The organism is Pseudomonas sp. R84 (assembly GCF_009834515.1).
Lineage (GTDB): Bacteria > Pseudomonadota > Gammaproteobacteria > Pseudomonadales > Pseudomonadaceae > Aquipseudomonas.
The window spans coordinates 5,277,430-5,299,659 of the sequence record NZ_CP019426.1 but is presented as its reverse complement, the minus strand read 5'-3'; the positions used below and the strand labels follow the sequence as shown (position 1 = coordinate 5,299,659).

The 22,230-nt window shown below is 59.4% G+C and carries 14 protein-coding genes; 6 read left to right on the top strand and 8 right to left on the bottom strand.

Annotated elements, in window-relative coordinates:
- The first annotated feature begins 38 nt into the window (after positions 1–38).
- The 6 genes from treC to tadA all read left to right on the top strand — a co-directional run bounded on the left by treC (position 39) and on the right by tadA (position 7,895).
- Positions 39–1,688, top strand: coding sequence for an alpha,alpha-phosphotrehalase (treC, locus tag PspR84_RS23335; protein WP_160059300.1), 1,650 nt, complete (start codon positions 39–41; stop codon positions 1,686–1,688).
- 105 nt (positions 1,689–1,793) lie between these two features.
- Positions 1,794–3,017 (top strand): carbohydrate porin, encoded by a 1,224-nt coding sequence (locus PspR84_RS23330; RefSeq protein WP_160059299.1) that lies wholly within the window; start codon positions 1,794–1,796, stop codon positions 3,015–3,017.
- A gap of 62 nt (positions 3,018–3,079) precedes the next feature.
- A complete protein-coding gene (gene ptsP, locus PspR84_RS23325) occupies positions 3,080–5,608 on the top strand; it encodes a phosphoenolpyruvate--protein phosphotransferase (protein WP_160059298.1) in 2,529 nt (842 codons plus the stop codon).
- A gap of 2 nt (positions 5,609–5,610) precedes the next feature.
- Positions 5,611–5,901: a PTS transporter subunit EIIB gene (locus PspR84_RS23320; RefSeq protein ID WP_160059297.1), complete on the top strand. Its 291-nt coding sequence runs from the start codon at positions 5,611–5,613 to the stop codon at positions 5,899–5,901.
- Between the two features lie 117 nt (positions 5,902–6,018).
- On the top strand, positions 6,019–7,395 hold the full coding sequence (locus PspR84_RS23315) for a multicopper oxidase family protein (protein ID WP_160059296.1): 1,377 nt from the start codon (positions 6,019–6,021) through the stop codon (positions 7,393–7,395).
- Complete coding sequence (gene tadA, locus PspR84_RS23310; RefSeq protein ID WP_034156281.1) at positions 7,395–7,895, top strand: tRNA adenosine(34) deaminase TadA; 501 nt, start codon at positions 7,395–7,397, stop codon at positions 7,893–7,895. The genes PspR84_RS23315 and tadA overlap by 1 nt, the downstream gene beginning before the upstream one ends.
- Positions 7,896–8,072: 177 nt before the next feature.
- Here the strand turns inward: tadA and cmoB are convergent, their stop codons facing one another.
- From cmoB to PspR84_RS23270, 8 genes are all read right to left on the bottom strand, one after another.
- The gene (cmoB, locus tag PspR84_RS23305) at positions 8,073–9,029 is read right to left on the bottom strand and encodes a tRNA 5-methoxyuridine(34)/uridine 5-oxyacetic acid(34) synthase CmoB (protein ID WP_160059295.1); all 957 of its coding nucleotides are present in this window, start codon (positions 9,027–9,029) and stop codon (positions 8,073–8,075) included.
- A complete protein-coding gene (cmoA, locus tag PspR84_RS23300) occupies positions 9,026–9,769 on the bottom strand; it encodes a carboxy-S-adenosyl-L-methionine synthase CmoA (RefSeq protein WP_007916813.1) in 744 nt (247 codons plus the stop codon). The genes cmoB and cmoA overlap by 4 nt, the downstream gene beginning before the upstream one ends.
- 161 nt (positions 9,770–9,930) lie before the next feature.
- Positions 9,931–10,575: a lysoplasmalogenase gene (locus PspR84_RS23295; protein ID WP_174244478.1), complete on the bottom strand. Its 645-nt coding sequence runs from the start codon at positions 10,573–10,575 to the stop codon at positions 9,931–9,933.
- Between the two features lie 2 nt (positions 10,576–10,577).
- Complete coding sequence (locus PspR84_RS23290) at positions 10,578–10,970, bottom strand: protease inhibitor I42 family protein (protein WP_007916811.1); 393 nt, start codon at positions 10,968–10,970, stop codon at positions 10,578–10,580.
- 269 nt (positions 10,971–11,239) lie between these two features.
- Positions 11,240–13,657, bottom strand: a complete 2,418-nt coding sequence (gene lon, locus PspR84_RS23285; RefSeq protein WP_160059294.1) for an endopeptidase La — start codon at positions 13,655–13,657, stop codon at positions 11,240–11,242.
- 1,160 nt (positions 13,658–14,817) lie between these two features.
- Positions 14,818–20,550: a membrane-targeted effector domain-containing toxin gene (locus tag PspR84_RS23280; RefSeq protein ID WP_160059293.1), complete on the bottom strand. Its 5,733-nt coding sequence runs from the start codon at positions 20,548–20,550 to the stop codon at positions 14,818–14,820.
- A gap of 201 nt (positions 20,551–20,751) precedes the next feature.
- Positions 20,752–21,126: a DUF6124 family protein gene (locus PspR84_RS23275; RefSeq protein WP_077574401.1), complete on the bottom strand. Its 375-nt coding sequence runs from the start codon at positions 21,124–21,126 to the stop codon at positions 20,752–20,754.
- A gap of 534 nt (positions 21,127–21,660) precedes the next feature.
- Positions 21,661–21,993: a hypothetical protein gene (locus PspR84_RS23270; RefSeq protein ID WP_160059292.1), complete on the bottom strand. Its 333-nt coding sequence runs from the start codon at positions 21,991–21,993 to the stop codon at positions 21,661–21,663.
- Positions 21,994–22,230: the final 237 nt, after the last annotated feature.

Below are 22,230 nucleotides of genomic sequence, written 5' to 3'. Positions count from 1 at the left end.
TCTGTAGGAGCTCGTAAAATTCAAGAGGGAAATGAGCCATGCAAGACTGGCAGCGTTCGGTGATCTACCAGATCTACCCGAAGAGTTTTCATAGCCACGCCGGCAACCCGACAGGTGATCTGCTCGGTATCGTCGCCAAGCTCGACTACCTGCACTGGCTGGGTGTCGATTGCTTGTGGATCACGCCGTTTCTGCGTTCGCCGCAGCGTGATAATGGCTACGACATCAGCGATTACTACGCCATCGACCCGAGCTACGGCAGCATGGCCGATTGTGAATTGCTGATCGCCGAAGCGGGCAAGCGCGGGATCAAGCTGATGCTCGACATCGTGGTCAATCACACCTCGATCGAACACATCTGGTTCCAGCAGGCGCGCAGCAGCCTCGACAACCCTTACCGTGACTTCTATATCTGGCGTGATCAGCCGAACAACTGGGAATCCAAGTTCGGCGGTTCCGCCTGGGAGTACGAGGCCCAGACCGGTCAGTATTACCTGCACCTGTTCGACCACACCCAGGCCGACCTGAATTGGGACAACCCTCAGGTGCGTGCCGAAGTGTTCCGGATGATGCAGTTCTGGCGAGACAAGGGTGTGGGTGGTTTTCGGCTGGACGTGATCAATCTGATCTCCAAGCCCGAAGACTTTCCCGAGGACAGCAGTGATGGCCGACGCTTCTACACCGACGGGCCGAATGTCCACGCGTACTTGCAGCAGATGCACCGCGAAGTCTTCGCAGGGCACGAGCTGATCAATGTCGGCGAGATGTCATCGACCAGCCTCGAACACTGCATTCGCTATTCGAATCCGCAGTCTAAAGAACTGTCGATGACCTTCAACTTTCACCACTTGAAAGTCGATTATCCGAACCTGCAGAAGTGGGTACGCGCCGACTTCGATTTCCTTCAGCTCAAGGGGATTCTGTCCGACTGGCAGACCGGCATGCAGGCCGGCGGTGGCTGGAACGCGCTGTTCTGGTGTAACCACGATCAACCGCGAGTGGTTTCGCGCTTTGGCGATGACGGCGAACACCGCGAGCTCTCGGCGAAGATGCTCGGCACTGCATTGCATTTTCTCCAAGGCACGCCTTTCGTGTATCAGGGCGAAGAGTTGGGCATGACCAATCCGGGGTTCGAATCGATCGAGCATTATCGCGATGTCGAGACGCTGAACATCTTTCGCCTCAAGCGCGAAGCCGGCAGCAGCGATGCCGACAACATGGCGGCGATCATGCAGAAGTCCCGTGATAACGGCCGTACACCGATGCACTGGGACGCCGGCCCGAACGCCGGTTTCAGTAGCGTCGAACCGTGGATCGGCGTGCCGGCGAATGCCGCGCAGATCAACGTTGCCCACCAGATCGATGATCCGGAATCGGTGTTGCATCACTACCGCCGTCTGATCGCGTTACGTCGCCACGAGCCGTTGATCACCGAAGGGCTGTACCGACAATTGCTGGCGGAACATCCGCAAGTCTGGGCGTATGTGCGTGAAGGTGATGCCGAGCGCCTGTTGGTGGTGAACAACTTCTACGGGACAACCTGTGAAGTGGAATTACCGGCGACGGTCATCAGTGAATCGATGAGCCAGCGCCAGTTGATCAGCAATTATCCAGAGGGCGCGTTGCGCAAGCGCCAGGTGACGTTGCGACCTTACGAGTCCTTCGTCCTGCACCTGATCGATCCCTGACCTTTAACTAAAAAAACAACGTTCAAAAAACACGCAGAGCACTGCGCGGGGGATTTCTGCGCGCCGAATTCATGCAACCAGACAATAAAAACAATGGGGTGGCTTATGAAAACAACAATAAATCGCAGCCTTGCAGTCGCAGGTTTTTGCCTGGCCTTACCGCCGAATTCACAAGCGCTGGAGTTCGGCGGTTACTTGCGTAGTGGTGTCGGTACGTCGGTCAACAGCAGCGGTCAGTCGTGCTTCCAGTTACCCGGTGCGCAAACGAAATATCGTTTGGGTAATGAATGCGAGCAGTACGGAGAGCTGGAGTTGCGTCAGGATCTGTACACCCTCGACGACGGTTCGGTCCTGAGCGTCGATGGCATGGCCTCACTGTATAACCGCTACGACCGCAGCCCCACCTTCAAAGAAGACAATGGTTCGATACGCTTGCCGCAGGCCTACGCACAGTGGTCGGCGGTGCCTGCGCTCAATGGCGGTTCGCTGTGGGCGGGGCGCCGTTACTACAAGCGCAATGACATTCACATTTCCGACTTCTATTACTGGAACCAGAGCGCCACGGGAGGCGGGGTTGAAGACGTGCTGATCGGCGACCTGAAATACAGCTATGCCTTCTCGCGCAAGGACAACCTGTACCAGAAGGACTACATCAATCGGCACGACTTCAACGTGGCCGGTTTCAAGACCAACCCGGGCGGTGAGCTGGAGTTCGGCTTGAGTTATATCGACAAACCCGACAGCCGCGATGCCCACCGAGGCTGGGCAATCACCACGCAACATGTGCAAAAGGATTTTCTCGGCGGCAAGAACAAACTGGCCCTGCAATACGGTGAAGGGCCGGGCACCGGGCTGGGTTATACCGGCAACGTCAAACTGGATGACGGCAACAAGAGTTACCGGATCGTCGAGTTTTTCGACTGGCAGGTGACCCCGCGTTTTGGCGGACAAATCGCGGCGGTGTATCAGAAAGACATTCGCCCGGACGGTGCCGATCAGAACTGGATCTCGTTGGGGGTACGGCCTGCCTACGCGCTCAGCGAACACTTCAAACTGGTGAGCGAACTGGGTCACGATCAAGTCGAAGCGCCGGGCGGCACGCGCAAGCTGAGCAAGTTCACGTTTGCCCCGACCTGGTCGCCCAAAGGGCCGGAGTTCTGGGCGCGTCCCGAGGTGCGTTTGTATTACACGTACGCCACCTGGAACGAGGCTGCCAAGCGTGCGGCCAACCAACTGGCGAAAGGTTCTGCGTTGTCCGATACCGGCGCCTTCGGTAATGCCCGCCACGGCGCGAATGTCGGATTGCAGGTCGAATACTGGTGGAAATAAGCGATGCTGATGGCGCGTCGCGCTCCATCGGCACTTCAAAGAATAAAACTGCAGGTGACGTCATGGCCACACCCCAACCCTTGCAACTGCTGGCTCCCTTGTCCGGTGTCCTGATGGCGCTTGAGCAAGTGCCCGATCCGGTATTTTCCGGACGCGTGATCGGCGATGGTCTATGCATCGACCCGACCTCGTCGACGCTGTGTGCACCCTTGGCCGGGGTCATTAGCAACGTCCAGGCCAGCGGGCATGCCGTGAGCATCACTGATGACAACGGCGTGCAGGTATTGATGCACATCGGCCTGGATACGGTGAACCTCGCCGGGCAAGGTTTCACCCGTCTGGTCGAAGAGGGGCAACGGGTTGCTGCCGGGCAGGCCCTGATCGAGTTCAACGCCGATTACATTGCCCGACATGCGCGCAGCCTGATGACGTTGATGCTGGTGGTCAGCGGTGAGCCGTTTACCTGGCTCGTCGCGTCGAGCGGACAGGTCGAAAGCGGTCAGCCGTTGCTTGAAATAGCCAGCACGCAGGCACTCAGCGAGGAAGCCGGGGCGTCAGAGGGGCAGGTTGTTTTCTCGCAACCATTGAAACTGCCCAATCCCAATGGTTTGCACGCGCGCCCGGCGGCGGTGTTCGCGCAAGCGGCGAAGGGCTTCACGGCAAAGATTTACCTGCATAAGCAGCAGGCTCAAGCCAACGCCAAATCGCTGGTGGCGATCATGGCGTTGCAAACTGCTTTTGGCGATAGCGTGCGGCTCAGTGCGGTGGGCGATGACGCTGACGCGGCAATCAATACGCTGACCCGGTTACTGACCGAGGGCTGCGGTGAAACGGTGACGTCGGTGGCGCCTGTCGATGTCGTCGCCACCGAGACGCTGACGCTGCTGCGGGGCATCTGCGCGTCACCCGGTTCGGCGTTGGGCCAAGTGCTGCAGATCAGCGAGCCGGTCTTCGACGTCAGCGAGTTCGGCGGCGGAGCAGAGGTCGAGTGTGCAGCCCTCGCCAATGCCCTGATCGAAGCCGATCTGGCCTTGCAGCATCTGCGTGATACCGCTGCTGGTGAAGCCGAAGCCGAGATCTTCAAGGCCCATCAGGAACTGCTCGAAGATCCGGGTCTGCTCGATCAGGCGCAAGTGTTGATCGACGAGGGCAAAAGCGCGGCCTTCGCCTGGCGCGCCGCCACTGAAGAAACCGCGATCATGTTTCGCCAACTCGGCAGTGCACTGCTGGCCGAACGGGCGGCGGACCTGACCGATGTCGGGCGCCGCGTGCTCAAGCTGCTTCTAGGGATTGGTGATCAGGTGCTGGAGCTGCCGCAAGGGTGCATTCTGATTGCCGATCAACTGACGCCTTCGCAGACCGCCGGCATCGATACCAGCAAGGTACTGGGTTTCGCTACGGTCGGGGGCGGCGCGACCAGCCACGTGGCGATTCTTGCCCGCGCCTGTGGTCTGCCATCGATCTGCGGGGTGCAGGTGCAAATGCTCGCGCTGAGCAATGGCACTCAAGTACTGCTTGAGGCCGACAAGGGCGAACTGCATGTGCATCCGGACCCGTCGGCGATCAAACAATGGCAGGCGCGCCACGCGCAACAGCGCCAACGCCATGAGCATGAACTGGCCAACGCGACCCTCGCCGCGCGAACCCGTGACGGGCATCACGTCGAGGTGTCGGCCAACGTCGCCTCATTGGCTGAAACCGAGCAGGCCATGGCTTTGGGAGGCGCGGGCGTCGGTCTGCTGCGTTCGGAATTTCTCTATCTGGGGCGCAATCACGCGCCGAGCCATGACGAACAGGTCGCTACTTACAGCGCCATCGCCCGCTGCGTGGGACCTGCGCACAATCTGGTGGTGCGCACCCTTGATGTCGGCGGCGACAAACCGCTGGCCTATGTGCCGATGGACAGCGAAACCAACCCGTTCCTCGGCGTGCGCGGCATTCGTTTGTGTCTGGAGCGCCCGCAGTTATTGCGTGAACAGTTCCGCGCCATGCTCGGCTGCGGCGAGCTGACGCGTTTGCACATCATGTTGCCGATGGTCACGCAACTCTCGGAGCTGCGTCTGGCACGGCAGATGCTCGACGAGGAAATCCTTGCGTTAGGGCTAACGCAACGACCGAAGCTGGGAATCATGATCGAAGTGCCGGCGGCGGCGCTGATGGCGGATCTGTTTGCGCCGCTGGTGGATTTCTTCTCGATCGGTACCAACGACCTGACGCAATACACCTTGGCGATGGATCGCGATCATCCGCGTCTGGCCAGTCAGGCGGACAGTTTTCATCCCTCGGTATTGCGTCTGATCGCCATGACTGTGAAGGCTGCGCACACCCATGGCAAATGGGTCGGTGTGTGCGGGGCGATGGCCTCTGAACGTCTGGCGGTGCCGCTGTTGCTGGGGTTGGGCGTGGATGAGTTGTCGGTGAGCGTGCCGATGATCGCCCCGGTCAAGGCAGCAGTGCGCGAACTGGCGCTGGCGGATTGTCAGATCATCGCGCAACAGGTGCTCGGTCTGGAAAGTGCCGGGCAAGTGCGCGAGGCGTTGCAGCTGTTTCACGAGGCAACCGTCGATACTTTACGGGCTCTGGAGAACTGAACATGTTCGATCAATTGCAGAAGGCATTCTGGAAAGCCCTGACCCCGGATCTGGTCGTGGACACACCGACAGCTGCGGCCGAGCCGAGCGATGGGTTGAGCGCCGATATCGTCGCGGCGCTGGGGGGGGTGGATAACCTGAAGTCGCAGCAGCCGCTGGCGTTGACGCGGGTGCGGGTGGTGTTGCGTGATGTGTCGCATATCGACCAACACGCATTGAGCGCCGCCGGTGTCGCGGGCGTGATGCCCTTGGAGGGCGGTGTGGTGCACCTGATTACCGGGCTGCGATCTTAAGTCGGCAGGTGATGTGCGGCCTCAGGTCGCCCTTACTGTTTCTCAACCGCAGGTGTATCGTATTCGCCTTTTGCAGGCCTTCAGGGCCTGTCGCTGATACGTGAGGTAGTTGAGTTCATGTCCTTTACCCGTCGCCAAATCCTCGGTGGCCTGGCCGGTCTTGTTGTCGTTGGTGTCGGTGCGGGGGGCGCGTCGCGGTATTGGCTGGGAAAAATGGCCGACGCCGAGGCGGGCCACGACTATGAGCTGATCGCCGCACCGCTCGACGTCGAGCTGGTGCCGGGGCACAAGACCGAAGCCTGGGCATTTGGTCCGTCGGCGCCGGGCACCGAGTTGCGAGTGCGTCAGGGTGAATGGCTGCGGGTGCGCTTCATCAACCACCTGCCGGTGGCGACGACCATTCACTGGCACGGCATTCGTCTGCCGCTGGAAATGGACGGCGTGCCGTACGTCTCGCAACTGCCGGTGTTGCCTGGTGAATACTTCGATTACAAATTCCGCGTGCCGGATGCCGGCAGCTATTGGTATCACCCGCACGTCAGCAGCAGCGAAGAACTCGGGCGCGGGTTGGTCGGGCCGCTGATCATCGAAGAGCGCGAGCCCACCGGTTTCAAGTACGAAAAAACCTTGAGCCTGAAAAACTGGCACATCGATGAGGAAGGCAATTTCGTCGAGTTCAGTATTCCCCGTGAAGCGGCTCGTGGCGGTACGGCGGGGCGGTTGTCGACCATCAACGGCGTGCCGAACCCGGTGATCGAACTGCCGGCCGGGCAGATCACCCGGGTGCGCTTGCTCAACCTCGACAACACGTTGACTTACCGCATCAACATTCCCGGCGTCGAAGCGCAGATCTATGCGCTGGACGGCAATCCGGTCGAGCCGCGCCCGTTGGGCAAGGAATACTGGCTGGGCCCGGGCATGCGTATCTGTCTGGCGATCAAGGCTCCGGCGGCCGGCGAAGAGTTGTCGCTGCGCAATGGCCCGGTACGTCTCGGCACCCTGCGTTCGGTGGCCAATAACGAGGCGCCGACCGACTGGCCGAAAGCGCTACCGGCCAACCCGGTGGCTGAGCCGGACCTGGCCAACGCCGAGAAACTCAACTTCAATTTCGAATGGGTCGGCTCGGTGTCGGTCAACGTCGACAATGGCCGGCCGCCGAGCCTGTGGCAGATCAACGGCAAGGCCTGGGACATCACCGACAAGACTTGCGCCGACCGGCCGATCGCCAGCCTGAAACTGGGGCAGAGTTATATCTTCGAATTGAAGAACATGACCCAATATCAGCACCCGATCCACCTGCACGGCATGAGTTTCAAGGTGATCGCGTCGAACCGGCACAAGATCATTCCGTATTTCACCGACACCTATCTGCTGGGCAAGAACGAGCGCGCGCAAGTGGCGCTGGTGGCCGATAATCCGGGGGTGTGGATGTTCCACTGCCACGTGATCGATCACATGGAAACCGGCCTGATGGCCGCCATCGAGGTGAAGTGATGCGCCAGATTCGCCCTGCCGCGATCATCGACCGCAGCCGAGACCGTGACTTCATGCGTGAAGCCCTGACCCTCGCCGCACAAGGCGCCGCGCTGGGTGAAGTGCCGGTGGGCGCGGTGCTGGTGCAGGACGGCGAGATCATCGGGCGCGGTTTCAACTGCCCAATCAGCACCAGCGACCCGAGTGCCCATGCGGAAATGGTCGCCATTCGTGCGGCCGCGCAGGCAGTGGATAACTATCGGCTGCCGGGCAGCACGCTGTATGTGACGCTGGAACCGTGCAGCATGTGCGCCGGTTTGATCGTGCATTCGCGGGTGGCGCGGGTGGTGTATGGCGCGCTAGAGCCGAAGGCGGGGATTGTGCAGAGTCAGGGACAGTTTTTCACCCAGGGATTTTTGAATCACAGGGTGTTGTATGAAGGCGGGGTGTTGGCGGAGGAATGTGGCGCGGTGTTGACCGAATTCTTTCGCGCCCGAAGAGCAAAAAGCCCCTCACCCTAACCCTCCCGAAACGTCGGACCGCCCGTAGGGAGAGGGGACTGACCGAATTGGATGGGCGAGGTCCGCCGACCTGAGATACCGAGTCGAACTCAAGTTTAGAAAAGCCCAAAGATCGGCCCCCTCTCCTTGGGGAGAGGGCTGGGGTGAGGGGGGGGCTCTCCTCGGTGATTGGTCGGATTACTTCTTCGCGACAATCACCGCGCGCATCGGTGCCGGCAATCCTTCAATCGTTTTGCTGTGATCTTCCGGATCAAGGAAATCACTCAGCGACTGATACTTCATCCACTCGGTACCACGCTGTTCTTCGACCGTTGTCGTGCTCACATCCACACACTTCACATCAGTGAACCCGGCACGACGCAACCACAACTCCAGCGCCGGCACCGACGGCAGGAACCACACGTTACGCATTTGCGCATAACGGTCTTCCGGCACCAGTACCTGATGTTTGTCGCCTTCCACCACCAGCGTTTCCAGAACCAGTTCGCCGCCCTTGACCAGGCAATCCTTCAGCGCCAGCAAATGTTCGATCGGTGAGCGGCGGTGATAGAACACACCCATGGAAAACACCGTGTCGAAACCTTCCAGATTCGGCGGCAGGTCTTCGAACGGAAAGGGCAGGTGCCAGGCATTCGGTTCTGACAGATAACGCTGCACCGCCTGGAACTGGCAGAAGAACAGCCAGTTCGGGTCAACACCGATCACACTGTTCGCGCCGGCACCGAGCATGCGCCACATGTAATACCCGTTGCCGCAACCGACATCGAGGATGCGTTTACCCTTCAAGTCGAGGTGCGGAGAGACACGCGACCACTTCCAGTCCGAACGCCATTCGGTGTCGACGTGCACACCAAACAAGTCGAACGGCCCTTTGCGCCACGGCGACAGGCCCATCAACGCGGTGTGCATCTGCGCGCGGGTTTCGTCGTCGCAATCGGTGTCGAGTTTCAGACCGTTGAGCAGATCGATTTCGCTCGGCTGAATCTTCGGCAAGGCATCCAGCGCACTTTGCCAGCGCTCCAGATCGCCGTGACCTTTCTCCATTTTCTTGTCGAGTTGCGCTTGCAGGGTGTTAGCCCATTCGGCCAGCGGTGTGCCGGCCAGACGGCGGGCGAGGGGGGACAGATCAATCATGGCAAGGCAATCAACGAGGCAAAGTTAAGACACTGGAACCACGGCACGACTTTCGAGAACCCGGCGGCCAGCAGGCGTTCGCGGTGTTCTTCGAGGCTGTCGGGCTTCATGACGTTTTCGATGGCGCTGCGCTTCTGGGCGATTTCCAGTTCGCTGTAGCCGTTGGCGCGTTTGAAGGCGACGTGCAGATCAGTCAGCAATGCGTGTTCTTCGGCATCGTTGAAGCGCAGCTTCTCCGACAGAATCAGCGCGCCGCCGGGCAGCAACGATTGGCGAATGCGCGAGAGCAACGCGGTGCGCTGATCGGGGGCGATGAATTGCAGGGTGAAGTTCAGCGCCACCACCGAAGCAGGTTGAAAGTCGAGGGCGAGGATGTCGCCTTCGATGACTTCCACCGGCAGCAACTCTTGGAACATCGAATCCTGACCGTTGAGGTATTCGCGACAGCGCTCGACCATCGCTGCAGAGTTATCCACAGCGATCACCCGGCAACCGTCGGTACGCACGTGGCGGCGCAGGGCTTGAGTGACCGCGCCCAGCGATGAGCCGAGGTCGTAGAGCACGCTGTTCGGCTGGGCGAACTGCGCGGCGAGCACGCCGAGGTTTTCGACGATGGTCGGGTAACCCGGCACCGAGCGCTTGATCATGTCCGGGAACACCCGCACGACGTCTTCGTTGAAGGCGAAGTCAGGTACCTGGGCCAAAGGCTTGGCGAAAATGCGATCGGGTTCTTTGCTCACGGCGGTTCCGGCGGTGTCGGTGGAAAGGCCGGCATTTTAGCCAAAGTGGCGTCGGGATGCTTGGGTTGTCTGATAAAGCGGCAAATCAAAAGATCGCAGCCTGCGGCAGCTCCTACAGGGGAATGCGGTTTTCTGTAGGAGCTGCCGCAGGCTGCGATCTTTTAAAGGCTGGCGCGTTTACTTTGAGAGAACGCCGAGGCGGCGATGCCCCATTGGCCAAGCCAGTAGCTGAGGATGATGACGTAAGGTGCGGCGTGGAAAGGGGCGACGAAACGGTCGATACCAATCACGCTGTCTGAGAACACAAACGCCAGCGCACCACCCGCCGCCAGTAGCGCCGAACGTTTCGGCACATCGGTGCCGAGGCGAGCGAGGGCGCGCCAGAGCATTGCGCTGATCGCAGTGCCGTAGACAATCACCGGCGCCAGCAACGGCCCAAGCCCGCTGGAAATGAGCATCCCCAGCAACACCGCGCCGACACCGAGTGCAAGCACCAGCGGCAGAATTGCCAGACGCTTGCAGTCACTCAGATATGCCTTCAGATACGCCAGATGCGCGACCAGAAACGCGCCAAGTCCGAATACAAACAAATCCCCCGGCCAAGCGAGCAACACATCACCCAGCAACGAGAAAATCAGACCAAGACTGATCCAGCGCCGATAGTCGCTGGGCGGCGCATCATGTAGCCAGCCGAGCAGCGCCAGCACCGGCAGCGGCTTCACCAGCAAGCACAGCAGCGCCGCATGGGTGCTGACGCCGTAGAGAAACGTCACCGCGCCCATCAGCGCCAGAATCAGCCAGCCCACGATCAGTTCACCGAAATGGCGCAGTCAAAGGTTTCCACCGGCAACACTTCCGGTGCCCATGGCTGTTGCGAGGTCAGACGCAGACGTCCGGTGCCGGGGGCGAATGCCTGGAAACGCCAGGTCGACAAACCCGCAGCACCGACCACACCGGCATCTTCCGGATTGCTGTAGACCTCGGGGCTGAGTGCACGCAGCACGCCGCCAGCCGAGTCCTGAATGGCCCAGCGATAACCGGTGGTCGGGTTGCTTGGCAGCATGATGATGAGGTTTTGCCCGTTGGTCAGCCGCACCGGGCATTCGCTTTGTTTTTCCACGGTCACGTTGTGTTTCGGTTGCGTGGCGCAAGCGGCAAGCAACGAGAGGGCGAGGGGGAGAAACAGGCGAGTGGGGGACATAAGGTCAGCGGCTCCGGCGTTGGCGACGAACGGCGAGCATAACTGAAGATGAGACAAAGTGTGACAACACCAAGCCCTCACCCTAGCCCTCTCCCAGGGGGAGAGGGCTGAGCGGGGGATATTCCAGAAGTCCACCGACCTGAAATAGATCATTGAATCCATAATCGACTCGGTGTTTCAGGTCGATGTATAGCGCAAGACAACTCGGTCGGCTCCCTCTCCCTCAGGGAGAGGGCTGGGCGGGCGGCGTTCCGATGAGGGGCTGTCTGTCAGAACAGGATCTTCGCCACATCCGCAAACTTCTTCGCGAAGTGCACGGTAATCCCTTCCTTCAGATAATCCGGCAATTCCTCAAAGTTACCCCGGTTCGGCTCCGGCAAAATCAGCTCAAAAATCTTCTGCCGTCTTGCCGCAATCACCTTCTCGCGCACCCCGCCAATCGGCAGCACATGCCCGGTCAGGGTCAGTTCGCCGGTCATCGCCACGCCTTTTTTCGGTGGCTGATTACGCGCGAGCGAGAGCAGGGCGCTGGCCATGGTCACGCCGGCGCTCGGACCGTCCTTGGGTGTCGCGCCTTCCGGTACGTGCAGGTGGACGAAGGCTTCGTCGAAGAACTTCGCGTCGCCGCCGAATTGTTTCAGGTGCGAGCTGACGTAGCTGTAGGCGATCTCCGCCGATTCCTTCATCACGTCACCGAGTTGCCCGGTGAGTTTGAAACCGCGATTGAGTGTGTGGATCCGCGTCGCTTCGATCGGCAAAGTCGCGCCGCCCATGCTGGTCCAGGCCAGACCGGTAATCACGCCAGTACCAGACAGCACTTGTTCGTTGCGGAACACCGGATGACCCAGTGACGCTTCGAGATCTTTCGGCCCGAGTTTGATCACCGCTTTCGGCTCGTCGATCAGCTTCATCACCGCTTTGCGCACCAGTTTGCCCATTTGCTTTTCCAGCTGGCGCACGCCGGCTTCACGGGCATAACCGTCGATCAAGGCTTTGAGCGCGCTGTCGCTGATGCTCAGGCTGCCCTTGGACACGCCGGCCTTTTCCAGCAGTTTTGGCCACAGGTGACGCTTGGCGATGGCAACTTTTTCTTCGGTGATGTAGCCCGACAGGCGAATCACTTCCATGCGGTCGAGCAACGGGCCCGGAATCGAGTCGAGGGTGTTGGCGGTGCAGACGAACAGGACTTTCGACAGGTCCATGCGCAGGTCGAGGTAGTGATCGAGGAATTCGACGTTCTGTTCCGGGTCGAGGGTTTCCAGCAGCGCCGAGGCCGGGTCGCCCTGGTAGCTCTGGCCCATCTTGTCGATCTCGTCGAGCATGATCACCGGGTTCATCACTTCGACGTCTTTCAACGCCTGCACCAGTTTGCCCGGCTGCGCGCCGATGTAGGTGCGGCGGTGGCCCTTGATCTCGGCTTCGTCGCGCATGCCGCCGAGGCTGAAGCGGTAGAACGGCCGGCCGAGGGATTCGGCGATGGATTTGCCGACACTGGTTTTACCCACGCCCGGCGGGCCGACCAGCAGCACGATGGAGCCGCTGATCTCACCTTTATAAGCACCGACGGCGAGGAATTCGAGGATGCGATCCTTGATGTCGTCGAGGCCCGCATGGTGTTTGTCGAGGACTTTGCGCGCGTGCTTGAGGTCGAGTTTGTCGTCGCCGTAGACGCCCCATGGCACCGAGGTCGCCCAGTCGAGGTAGTTGCGGGTCACCGCGTATTCCGGCGAACCGGTCTCGAGGATCGACAGCTTGTTCATTTCTTCTTCGAGGCGCTTCTGCACCTGCGCCGGCAGGACTTTGCCCTCCAGGCGTTGTTCGAACTGTTCGAGGTCGGCGCTGCGGTCGTCCTTGGTCAGACCGAGTTCCTGCTGGATGACCTTGAGTTGTTCCTTGAGGAAGAATTCGCGCTGATGCTCGCCGATCTTGCGGTTAACTTCCGCCGAGATTTCTTTTTGCAGACGCGCGACTTCGACTTCCTTGCGCAGCATCGGCAGGACTTTTTCCATGCGCTTGAGCATCGGCACGCAGTCGAGCACGCCTTGCAGCTCGGGGCCGGTGGCGGAGGTCAGGGCGGCGGCGAAGTCGGTCAGTGGCGACGGATCGTTGGGGCTGAAGCGGTTGAGGTAGTTCTTCAGCTCTTCGCTGTACAGCGGGTTGAGCGGCAGCAGTTCCTTGATCGCGTTGATCAGCGCCATGCCGTAGGCCTTGACCTCGTCGGTCGGTTCGGTGGGCTGGTGCGGGTATTCGACTTCGACCAGATACGGTGGGCGGTGGTGTTTGAGCCAGGTTTTGATGCGTACGCGGCTCAGGCCTTGAGCAACGAATTGCAGTTTGCCGTTCTCGCGGCTGGCGTGGTGGACTTTGACCAGGGTGCCGTATTCGGGGAGGGCGCCGGTGTCGAAGTGGCGCGGGTCTTCCTGGGGCGTGTCCATGAAGAACAGGGCCAGGGAGTGGTGTTCGGATTTGCTGACCAGTTCGAGGGTTTCGGCCCAGGGTTCTTCGTTGACGATGACCGGCAGGACTTGGGCCGGGAAGAACGGGCGGTTGTGGATCGGGATGATGTAGACCTTGTCCGGCAGGTTCTGGCCGGGCAGGGCGAGGCCTTTGCCGGAGGAGGTGTGTTCGATGTTTTCGGCTTGGCTGTAGTCGTCGGGGTTTTCCGGGAATTCTTGCTGGTCGCTCATGGGGCACCTGCGCAATGGGATATGGGTCTTAGATGGGGCAGGGTTTGGGTGGTTTCAATGGGGGGGATGTTTCTGCTTGTGTGTTCAGGGTTTTGACAGGGTTCACGCTTTGGACTTGGCGGCCTCTGGGCCGACCATGTTGGGGGTGTGTTGGGTGTGTATATCCGTTTTTTCGGTAATGGCGGCTTAGGGTTTCGCCCTGACGGCGACTCACTTTTTTGACAAACGCCTCAAAAAAGTAAGCAAAAAAACGCTTGCTCCTACGTGCGGCCCGCTCGCTGGGGATCGGGGTTCCTTCGCTGCGGGATCGATCCGGGCGCAGCGCCTCCGGTTTGCTTCGCTGCACCTCCTCTCGCTGTGTTTGGCTTCGCCAAACGGTCGCTGCGCTCCCACGCCCGGATCAATCCCTCCGCTCAGCCTTCCGACGTCGCCCGTGGATCAAAATCAAGAGCTGCAGCCGAGCTAACGCTCATCCTGTTGAGTGGTGAAGAGCATGCGGTCCGCTTTTGTTCGGTGTTGGATTCGCCCCTCACCCCAGCCCTCTCCCGAGGGAGAGGGGGCCGATTTGTGTGTTTTTCAAAGTCTGAGTTCAACTCGGTATCGCACCTCGGCGTAGCTCTGCCAAACACCTCGGTCAGTCCCCCCTCCCTCTGGGAGAGGGCTAGTGAGGGGCTTTTGATCTGATTCAGAATCTGAGTCCGGCTCGGTATTTCACGTCGGCGTAACACTATCAAACACCACGGTCAGTCCCCTCTCCCTCCGGGAGAGGGCTAGGGTGAGGGGCTTTTGATCTGATTCAGAATCTGAGTCCGACTCGGTATTTCACGTCGGTGTACCTCTCCCAAACACCTCGGTCAGTCCCCTCTCCCTCTGGGAGAGGGCTAGGGTGAGGGGCTTTTGATCTGATTCGGAACTTGAGTTCAACGCGGCATTGCACGTCGGCGTACTTCTGCCAAACACCTCGGTCAGTCCCCTCTCCCTCCGGGAGAGGGTTAGGGTGAGGGGCTTTTGATCTGATTCGGAACTTGAGTTCAACGCGGTATTGCACGTCGGCGTACTTCTGCCAAACACCTCGGTCAGTCCCCTCTCCCTCCGGGAGAGGGTTAGGGTGAGGGGCTTTTCGGCTGTGTTGTTGGCAATGCGCAGGTGACGGCTGATGTTTATTTCACCTCGGTCAATTTCACATCATCGACCAGCATATCGATCAAGCTCTGCAGGTATTTGAAACCCTCATCTTTCTTCCCCCAGCGATCAATGAAAAACAAGCCGTGGTCATTGACCTGGATCGGTGTCACAACGATGTCGCCGGTCTTGGATTTATGCACCAGTCGGGGCCCGTCCGTGCCCGTACGTTCGATCATGAACATCCCGGAATGGGTTAATTGGGTGCGGCTGACAGACGGCGTCGGGTCCGGCTGCTTCGTTCCGGCGACGGCCACTTCCATCAGGAAATCGCTGCGCAAGGCCCGGCTATTGGTGCCGCGTTTGCTGTCCACCACTTCCCACGCCCCGCGGTGGATATCTCTGGCCAGTTCCTGAGCAGTGTCGCGTACCTGGAGACTGACCGCCGAGAGGGTATCCGCCAGACCCGGCACACCCAGGTTGTAGTTGGTGTGGGCGTTGCCGATAAGGGCTACCCATTTATGCGGTCCGTGTGCCAGTTGGTCGGCTTCGATCACTTGGGTGGCAAAATAGCTGAACATCTCGTTTCGCGAGATATCTTCGTCGTACACACCCTTGAGGTGGTAAGACGCGGTGCAATCGAGTGCCCTGATACGGATGTTGTATTTGGCCGCCGCCTGACAGACCTCTGTGTACGTATCGTTACCGTCGTAGGTGGGCAGGTGGCCACGGTCCTGGACGCTTAGATAAGCCTTCAGTCGGTCCGGCATGCGCTGTGTCCGATAGAAAATATCCAGATCGGCCTGGTGCAAATCGGTGAACAGATGTTCCACGTATAGCGTGTCATAGCCGGCTTGCTTAAGCGCTTTCATGTGCTTTTTCAGCAGCGCTTTGCTCGCTATGTGGGAATGGGCCTCGCCGATCAGCAGGTTCAAGCGTCCGTCGGCCAGCAGCCGCAAAAACTCCTCGAACGTTGTGTCGGAGGTGAGCGTCGGGAGCGTGGCCGCTTCGGGGGGCGTGTAGTGAGCAAAAGCATCACTGGCCTTTTTCTCCAGGCGCCCGCGGTTGGCGATGAACGCCTCGAACGCCCGTTTTTCACGCGGTACGGTCGGGGTGTAGCTTGAATCCATGGCGTAGGGCTGATGCAGCATTTGCGCAATATCATCGCGCATGGAGGGCGCGATATCGTATTCGCTGAAATGCTCGACAGCAGGGGCAATCGGTGCGGGCCGGGAGACGGGCTGAGGCGCCCTGTACGCCGTCGGCCATTGCACCCGATAATCGCCCCTGGCGGCCGTATCCCCGGCAATGGCACCGGCCGAATCGAGGGCGATGCGTGCCGGTTGATCGAGTGCGACATCTTCCACGCGCACGGCAACGGCCGCGTGCAGGTCGGCCAGGCCGGGAGTCTTGTCGAAAGTGCTCATGCGTGATTGTTCGGTGAGGACCACCCAGCGTTCCTCGGGCGCATCGGCGCTATCGGCAGCCAGCGTCTTGTGTGAATAGAAATTCCTGATGCGGTTACTGCGTGGGGTTAATGGCGAGACGTCGTTGAGTACCATCGCTCCTTCCAGTTGGTAGCTGGTCGAAGCATCCAGCGCATGGATTTTCAGACCCTTTTCGCGCGCTGTACGCACCAGTGCCAGATAAGAGAATGGCGCGTTTTTCTCATGGCCCAGCGCACGGTCGACGGCTTCAAGATGGGTTTTGATGTGTCTCCAGGTTCCGCCCTTGTTCATTTTTTCCAGCTTGATATTGAAGACATCTCCTGCCAGATATTCCACGTAAAGTCGCTTGAAGCCGTTTTTGACGAGGTCGTCCAGATGATCGATCAGCAGTTTTTTGCTAGCGATCGAAGCGGGCAGGGCGCCGATCACCAGATTTTTCCCTTTGACGGCGTCGCTGGCGATCAGCCGGGCAAATGACAGGTCGTCGCTGACTGTCGGGACTTCGGCGCGGGCTGGTAGCGGGGCAAGTTCGGCGAAATGCGCGGTGGCGTCTGTGCTGAGCTTTTCGACCTGCTTCAGGTAGGCGGTGCGTGTCGAGGCGAGTTCATCGACTACGCCGGCAATTATCAGGTAGGGACTGTTGGCTATATCGTCCTGCCCGCGCATGAGGATGTCCTCGCGGGTTTGCGGATTCATCACCGTTTCGATGCGTTGCCGGTATTTGCGCTCCACGCCATATACCTTGTAGGGGCCGGGTGTCTCCGGCACGGCTTGGTACTTGGGCGCGCCGCCGGCCATGCCGCTGCGTACCATCATCCCGTCGGCGTTGCGCACGGTCAGGATGCCGGTAGAAACAAGGTCGGGGGAATCCGGCTTGCTCCGATAGAGCAAATAACGCCCGAGTGCGTCAGGACTGTTCGCGGTAAAGAACAGCTGATTTCTGAAAACCACCACGCGCATGTCATCCCATTCCGGTTTGGGCGCCACTTGATCGATCACGGTCATGACACTCTGTTGTTCGCTGCTGGCACTGGCACTGGCGATGCTCTGACGCAAAGGCCGGCGCGCCGGCTTGAGCGAACGCAGCGCCGGACGCAGGTCGGTCAGCACCGCGCCGGCACTGTTGAACAAATAACCGAGCAAATGCTGGAAAGCTTCGCCGTGGTCACCCTGGCGGTACGCGTGCAGGGCGAGCATGGCGTCCTTGAACGCCAGGAGCAGACCGGTGCTCAAGCTCAGCAGCGGGAATGGCGCAGTGGCAATGGCGCTGATCCATTCGACACTGGTCCAGACCAGACTGGCAATCATCTCGGCCCGGTTGGTGGTGGTGGCGTTAACGTCGTCGATGCGCCGTTGCAGTTTCATGTCGTAAAGGGCCGTGCGCAGATCACTGACCGCCGCGACTGCGCGGGTCGAGTCGTAACGTGCAGGGCTGGGTGTGGTTTTATTGAGGTCTTTGGGCAGCCCTTTCCTGATGTTTTCAAGGTGCGTGCGAACCCGGGTCCGAGCGCTGACGCCGACGCGCAAGGTCAAATATTCGAGCATGCCGGACTGCTGTTGAAGCAGGTAATTGAACAACCGCGCTTCGCGAAAAGCGACGCCGTCGGGCGCCTCGGGGGTGTAAAGCAGGGCCGGGTTGTCGCCATGGCTGAACAGCCACGCATCGAGCACCCATTCGCCGTCGATCATCAACCGCTGGAGCGGATATTTCGTGCGCATCGACCCGGACGTCTCAGCCATACTGTCGATACTTTGCTCCAGCCATTGCAGATCATGGCTGGCGATATGGCCTTGCAGCTGGCATTCCAGCGCGGCGCTTTTCATCTGGCGCTGGGTAATGGCCAGGGTCGCGTTGCGTCTGAAGTCGTAACCTTCGCTCGTCGAACTTTGCAGTTCAGCCTTGACCTTGGTGATGTAGCGCTGGCCGATCCACACACCGGTAACCGAGCGCGCGACATTCTGTGCACTCAGGTTGCTGATATCGATACCCTGCGGCCCTCTGAAGCGCGCCGAGCGGGAAAATTTCTCATCGAGAAAACCGATGCCGTCGGCGTAGCCGTCGCGATAAAGCGCTGTGTAGGTCAAAGGTTTTGGCGTCCACGAGCGCACGAGGGAGGTCGGCGAGTAAGCCCACACGGTATCCGGATCGACATCGTTGGTGGTGCGCCTGAGCAAGCGGTTCAAGCTGATTTTTGCTTGTTCGTGCACATAGTCATCAAAGACCGCAAAGCGACTGCCCGACAAGGCGTGGCTGTTGAACGCACGCAAGGCGCCTTCGGCGTCTTCGCTCAGGGTCGTCAGCTTCCTGCGGTTGGCGGCAGTGGTGGCGCGATACCACAGCGGTGTACAGAAATCGTAGTCGTCTATCCGTTTGGCCAGCAAAAGTTCAGCCATCGTACGCAGGCAATCGGCATGACTGTCGGTGTAATCGAACGTGACCTTTTGATGCTCCAGCGCCTCAGGCTTGAAGCTCAGCCCAGCCAACACGTGGCGCAGCTTCGCGCGAAAGCGCATGGGCGCGCGGCTGATCAGGTAGCCGGCCATGCTCTCGGCGACATCACTGTGCCTGGCCCAGCCGAGCAGGTGGGTCTGGCATTCGCGCTCACTGTCGAAGGCCTGGAATTGTTGCGCTCGCGGCGCCTGTGGCGTGCACAGCAACAGCCGTTTGAGCGCACCGCCGTCATCGTTCTGGCGCAGTACCCACAAGTCCTGCAACTGGGCGCCGTGCAGCGACAGGGTGGCGGCGCGCAGGCGCGGATCGCTGCCGTCGCGCAGACGCTGAATCAGTTGCAGATCACTGTCGAGCAGGTGCCCTTGCAGCACCGCCGTGTGAGCGAGGGCGACGATACGTTGATCGAGCATCTGCCTGATGGCGGGTTTGATCGCGGGCTTGGTCTGTAGCGCTTTTTGCAAATGATTGAAGTCAATTCGAGGCTGTAGCTCCACGGCTTGCTTGATCAGCCATGCCGGCGTCACGTCAACGTAGGCTGGCGGCAAAGGCGCGTCATCGTAGGTGAGGGTGGTGTGCTTCAAAAACGCCGAACCCGGTAACTCATCGCCGGTGTGCGGGCCGCGCAAGGACAGCTCGAGCAGACTGGATTGATGCACATAAACGCCGTAGCCCGGCACTCGACGATCGGTCGAAAGGTTTAACTTTTCCGGCTCTAGATCGTCGATTTCCAGGTCTTCGCTCAAGCGTTCCAGCCATTGCTGGCGGGCCAGTGCCGTCAGGCTGAAGACCGGCTCCATCAGGTCGAGCAGGTGTTGCCGCGCCTGCTGGTAATTGCCTAGATGCTGCGCCAGCGCGTCTTTTTGCGCGGTGCTGGCGCTTCGAAACCAGTCCGGCGCGCTATAGCGCAGGTGGCGTTCGAACAAGGTTTGCGCGCGTAATGCCAGACGCGGCGTGATATCCGGCAGGGCGGCAGCAATTGCGCGCTCCAGCGCTGTAAGCAATGGCTTGGGGTCTTGCTGCGGGTTATCGGCGAAGCTCAAGGCGCGCTCGATATCCTGCGTGCGTTTTTCGATCAGCGCGTCGTAGGTGTGTTCGAACAAGGGTGTGCTGTCGATCGGCGCGAGCAGCAGCGGCCAGATCCCTGCTGCGCCCACGGCGTGAAAGCGTGTCGGCAGCATGGACATGAACGCCTCGCGACCGCTGGCCCGGTTCAGCGATGTACGCAGGTGACTGTCGAGATCAGCCAGGGAGTTGAAGAACTCGATGCCTCTTGCGGGGGTGAACAGCAGGGCGAACCCCATGCTCTGGTCGGTCTGCAAGTCCTTGACTCGGCGAGTGTTCTTTTCCGTGACAACAAAGGCGCCGGCCAGCTCAACGGTGGTGTCTTGATAGTTGAACTGCAGCGCGTACATGGCCGGACGCAGCATCGGGGCCAAATCGAGCTTTTGCAGCAGTTCACCGGCTTGCGGGTGCAACAGGCGGTCGGTGACAGCCTGCCTGGCTTCGTGGCCGATGGCGGTGAAGCCGGCGTCATGTTTAAGAAAGGTTTTAGCTGGCTTGTCGTCGATCCGGTCGCTCTGATCCATGTTGATCAGTTGGGTGGCCAGTCTGACTTTCAGCGTGGCGATCAGCTGTTTGCCTGCATCGCTTTGCAGATCGCTGTTATCCAACGCCTGATACAGCGCGCGGCTGCGTTGCAGGTAGCTTGTTCGGTAGGTGTTCAATTGCTGGTCGAGGCGTTTCAGAAAGGCCTGTTCGGTGGTCGGTGGCTGCTCGGGAAGCAATGGGGTTGGTGTATCAAACAGGTGATGGCCGATCGCGTTGAGATCGTTTTTGATCTCTTCGGACGTGGGAGCTGTGGCGGGGTTCATGGGCGCTTTTTCATGCTGAGGGTGAGCGGGCAGCATGGCGAGCGGCAGTGGGGGACGGGTGGTATCTATGTATGGGGGGAGTGATTTTTCGATGTGTTCGATTTCGTCACCCCCCAGACCTGCTCGCGAAAGCACTGTGTCAGTCACTCAAACGGCTGAATGGGCTGACGCCTTCGCGAGCAGGCTCGCTCCCACAGGGGGTTAGCTGTGTGTTGGAGATTGCGGGATTTCGTGGTTATCCAGCACGCGGTTTACGGCCAGTTCGGCGAGCATGATGATCTGCTGAATCGCCAGAATCGTCCGTCGTTGCGGCAGGTCGATGTAGGCGGCGATGTCGCTTGTCATCAGGCTGGCCTGGGCTAGGGATTCGCAGGCGTGGACCAGCAGGCTTTCGCTGTCCTGTTCGGGGGCGACCTGGAACATGGTGCTGGGTTTGTGGAAACGCAGGGTCAAGGCGTTGGGTTTGAGGTAGTGGTCGAGGGCGCGTTCGGCGGCTTCGTGGAATTTCTTGGAATCGGGGGATTCGTAGGGCGAGGTGTCGTTGGTTTCGGGGGGATTGGGTGTTGGCTTTTTCATGGTGAATACTCAGTTGGTGAAAGTGGAGCTGCCTTCGATTGCCGCGACGCAATCTGAGGTGGCAGCTGTACGCGGGTTCGCGGACCGATAACTGAGAAATCGGCATACCCCCAACGAAGGTATCCCGCGCACAGCCGCCATGACACAAACAACGGGCACCGAGGTGCCTTCAGGTTGGCGATTATGCATCAGTTATCGGGCCGCGACGCCCCATCGCTGAATTTGCAGCGACCCCCAGAGCCTATCCAGCCGATTTCCGAGACACAACCGACGCGACTTGTCGGAAAACTCCGCGCCACTTTCAACGTCTGTAGGACCAGCACATTTCCCACAGACAAACACTTTTCAACCTGTGGGAGCTAGCCTGCTAGCGATGGGGCCCTGTCAGTAAACACAGATGTTGAATGCCAGACCGCACTCGCTCGCATAGCTCGCTCGTAAAGGAAATTCGCCATTTTTAGCAGATTATTTAGTACCCAACCGCGCCGGCATCATCACCCACCGGATCGTTTGTTCAAATACGCCGTAGTGCAATTATTTTCCCATGTTCGCTGGATTGTAGTAGTTACACGCAACGATTTCAGAAACCTCATAGGTAGTTGATGTGTATGGTCCATTTGCGTCGCAAATCTCACGGGTTTTATTAAATAGCTCCCCTGGTGCATAGGCTCGCCAGTACATTTTCTTCTTCGAATTTGCTGCGCAACTGTATTCGCTAGGTGTAACTCCGATAGCCTCTAGCTGTCTCAGCGCTGTATTGCAATTTGTTTCCTTTACTATAAGTACTTCGGCTTTAACAAGCGTTGAAGCGCCCAACGCTAAGATGGCTAACAAGAGCGCAGCGCGCCTGTTTTCTGGATTGCTCATGGGGGGATTCCTTGAATATTTATGGGAACTCCTGAACTCCCGGAACCAAGCATCAGGAGGTGCGCAGCTACTCGCCTGGCGAGAGGTGCTATTCACACGACTGCATGGTTATCTTTTTTTACTATGGGGGGTACTGTCATAGTTGACAGGTTTTTAGTTTGTTTTTACCGAATATTTATCGGGCTAATGCCATTTGGTTTTGGAGGCTGAGGTGAATCTACCGGGGTCGCTCTTTAC

Coding starts and splice junctions, on each gene's coding strand:
- PspR84_RS23280 (WP_160059293.1), bottom strand. CDS start 20,550: ATGAACCCCGCCACAGCTCCCACGTCCGAAGAGATCAAAAACGATCTC.
- cmoB (WP_160059295.1), bottom strand. CDS start 9,029: ATGATTGATCTGTCCCCCCTCGCCCGCCGTCTGGCCGGCACACCGCTG.
- PspR84_RS23290 (WP_007916811.1), bottom strand. CDS start 10,970: ATGTCCCCCACTCGCCTGTTTCTCCCCCTCGCCCTCTCGTTGCTTGCC.
- tadA (WP_034156281.1), top strand. CDS start 7,395: ATGCGCCAGATTCGCCCTGCCGCGATCATCGACCGCAGCCGAGACCGT.
- PspR84_RS23270 (WP_160059292.1), bottom strand. CDS start 21,993: ATGAGCAATCCAGAAAACAGGCGCGCTGCGCTCTTGTTAGCCATCTTA.
- treC (WP_160059300.1), top strand. CDS start 39: ATGCAAGACTGGCAGCGTTCGGTGATCTACCAGATCTACCCGAAGAGT.
- PspR84_RS23275 (WP_077574401.1), bottom strand. CDS start 21,126: ATGAAAAAGCCAACACCCAATCCCCCCGAAACCAACGACACCTCGCCC.
- lon (WP_160059294.1), bottom strand. CDS start 13,657: ATGAGCGACCAGCAAGAATTCCCGGAAAACCCCGACGACTACAGCCAA.
- PspR84_RS23330 (WP_160059299.1), top strand. CDS start 1,794: ATGAAAACAACAATAAATCGCAGCCTTGCAGTCGCAGGTTTTTGCCTG.
- PspR84_RS23320 (WP_160059297.1), top strand. CDS start 5,611: ATGTTCGATCAATTGCAGAAGGCATTCTGGAAAGCCCTGACCCCGGAT.
- PspR84_RS23315 (WP_160059296.1), top strand. CDS start 6,019: ATGTCCTTTACCCGTCGCCAAATCCTCGGTGGCCTGGCCGGTCTTGTT.
- ptsP (WP_160059298.1), top strand. CDS start 3,080: ATGGCCACACCCCAACCCTTGCAACTGCTGGCTCCCTTGTCCGGTGTC.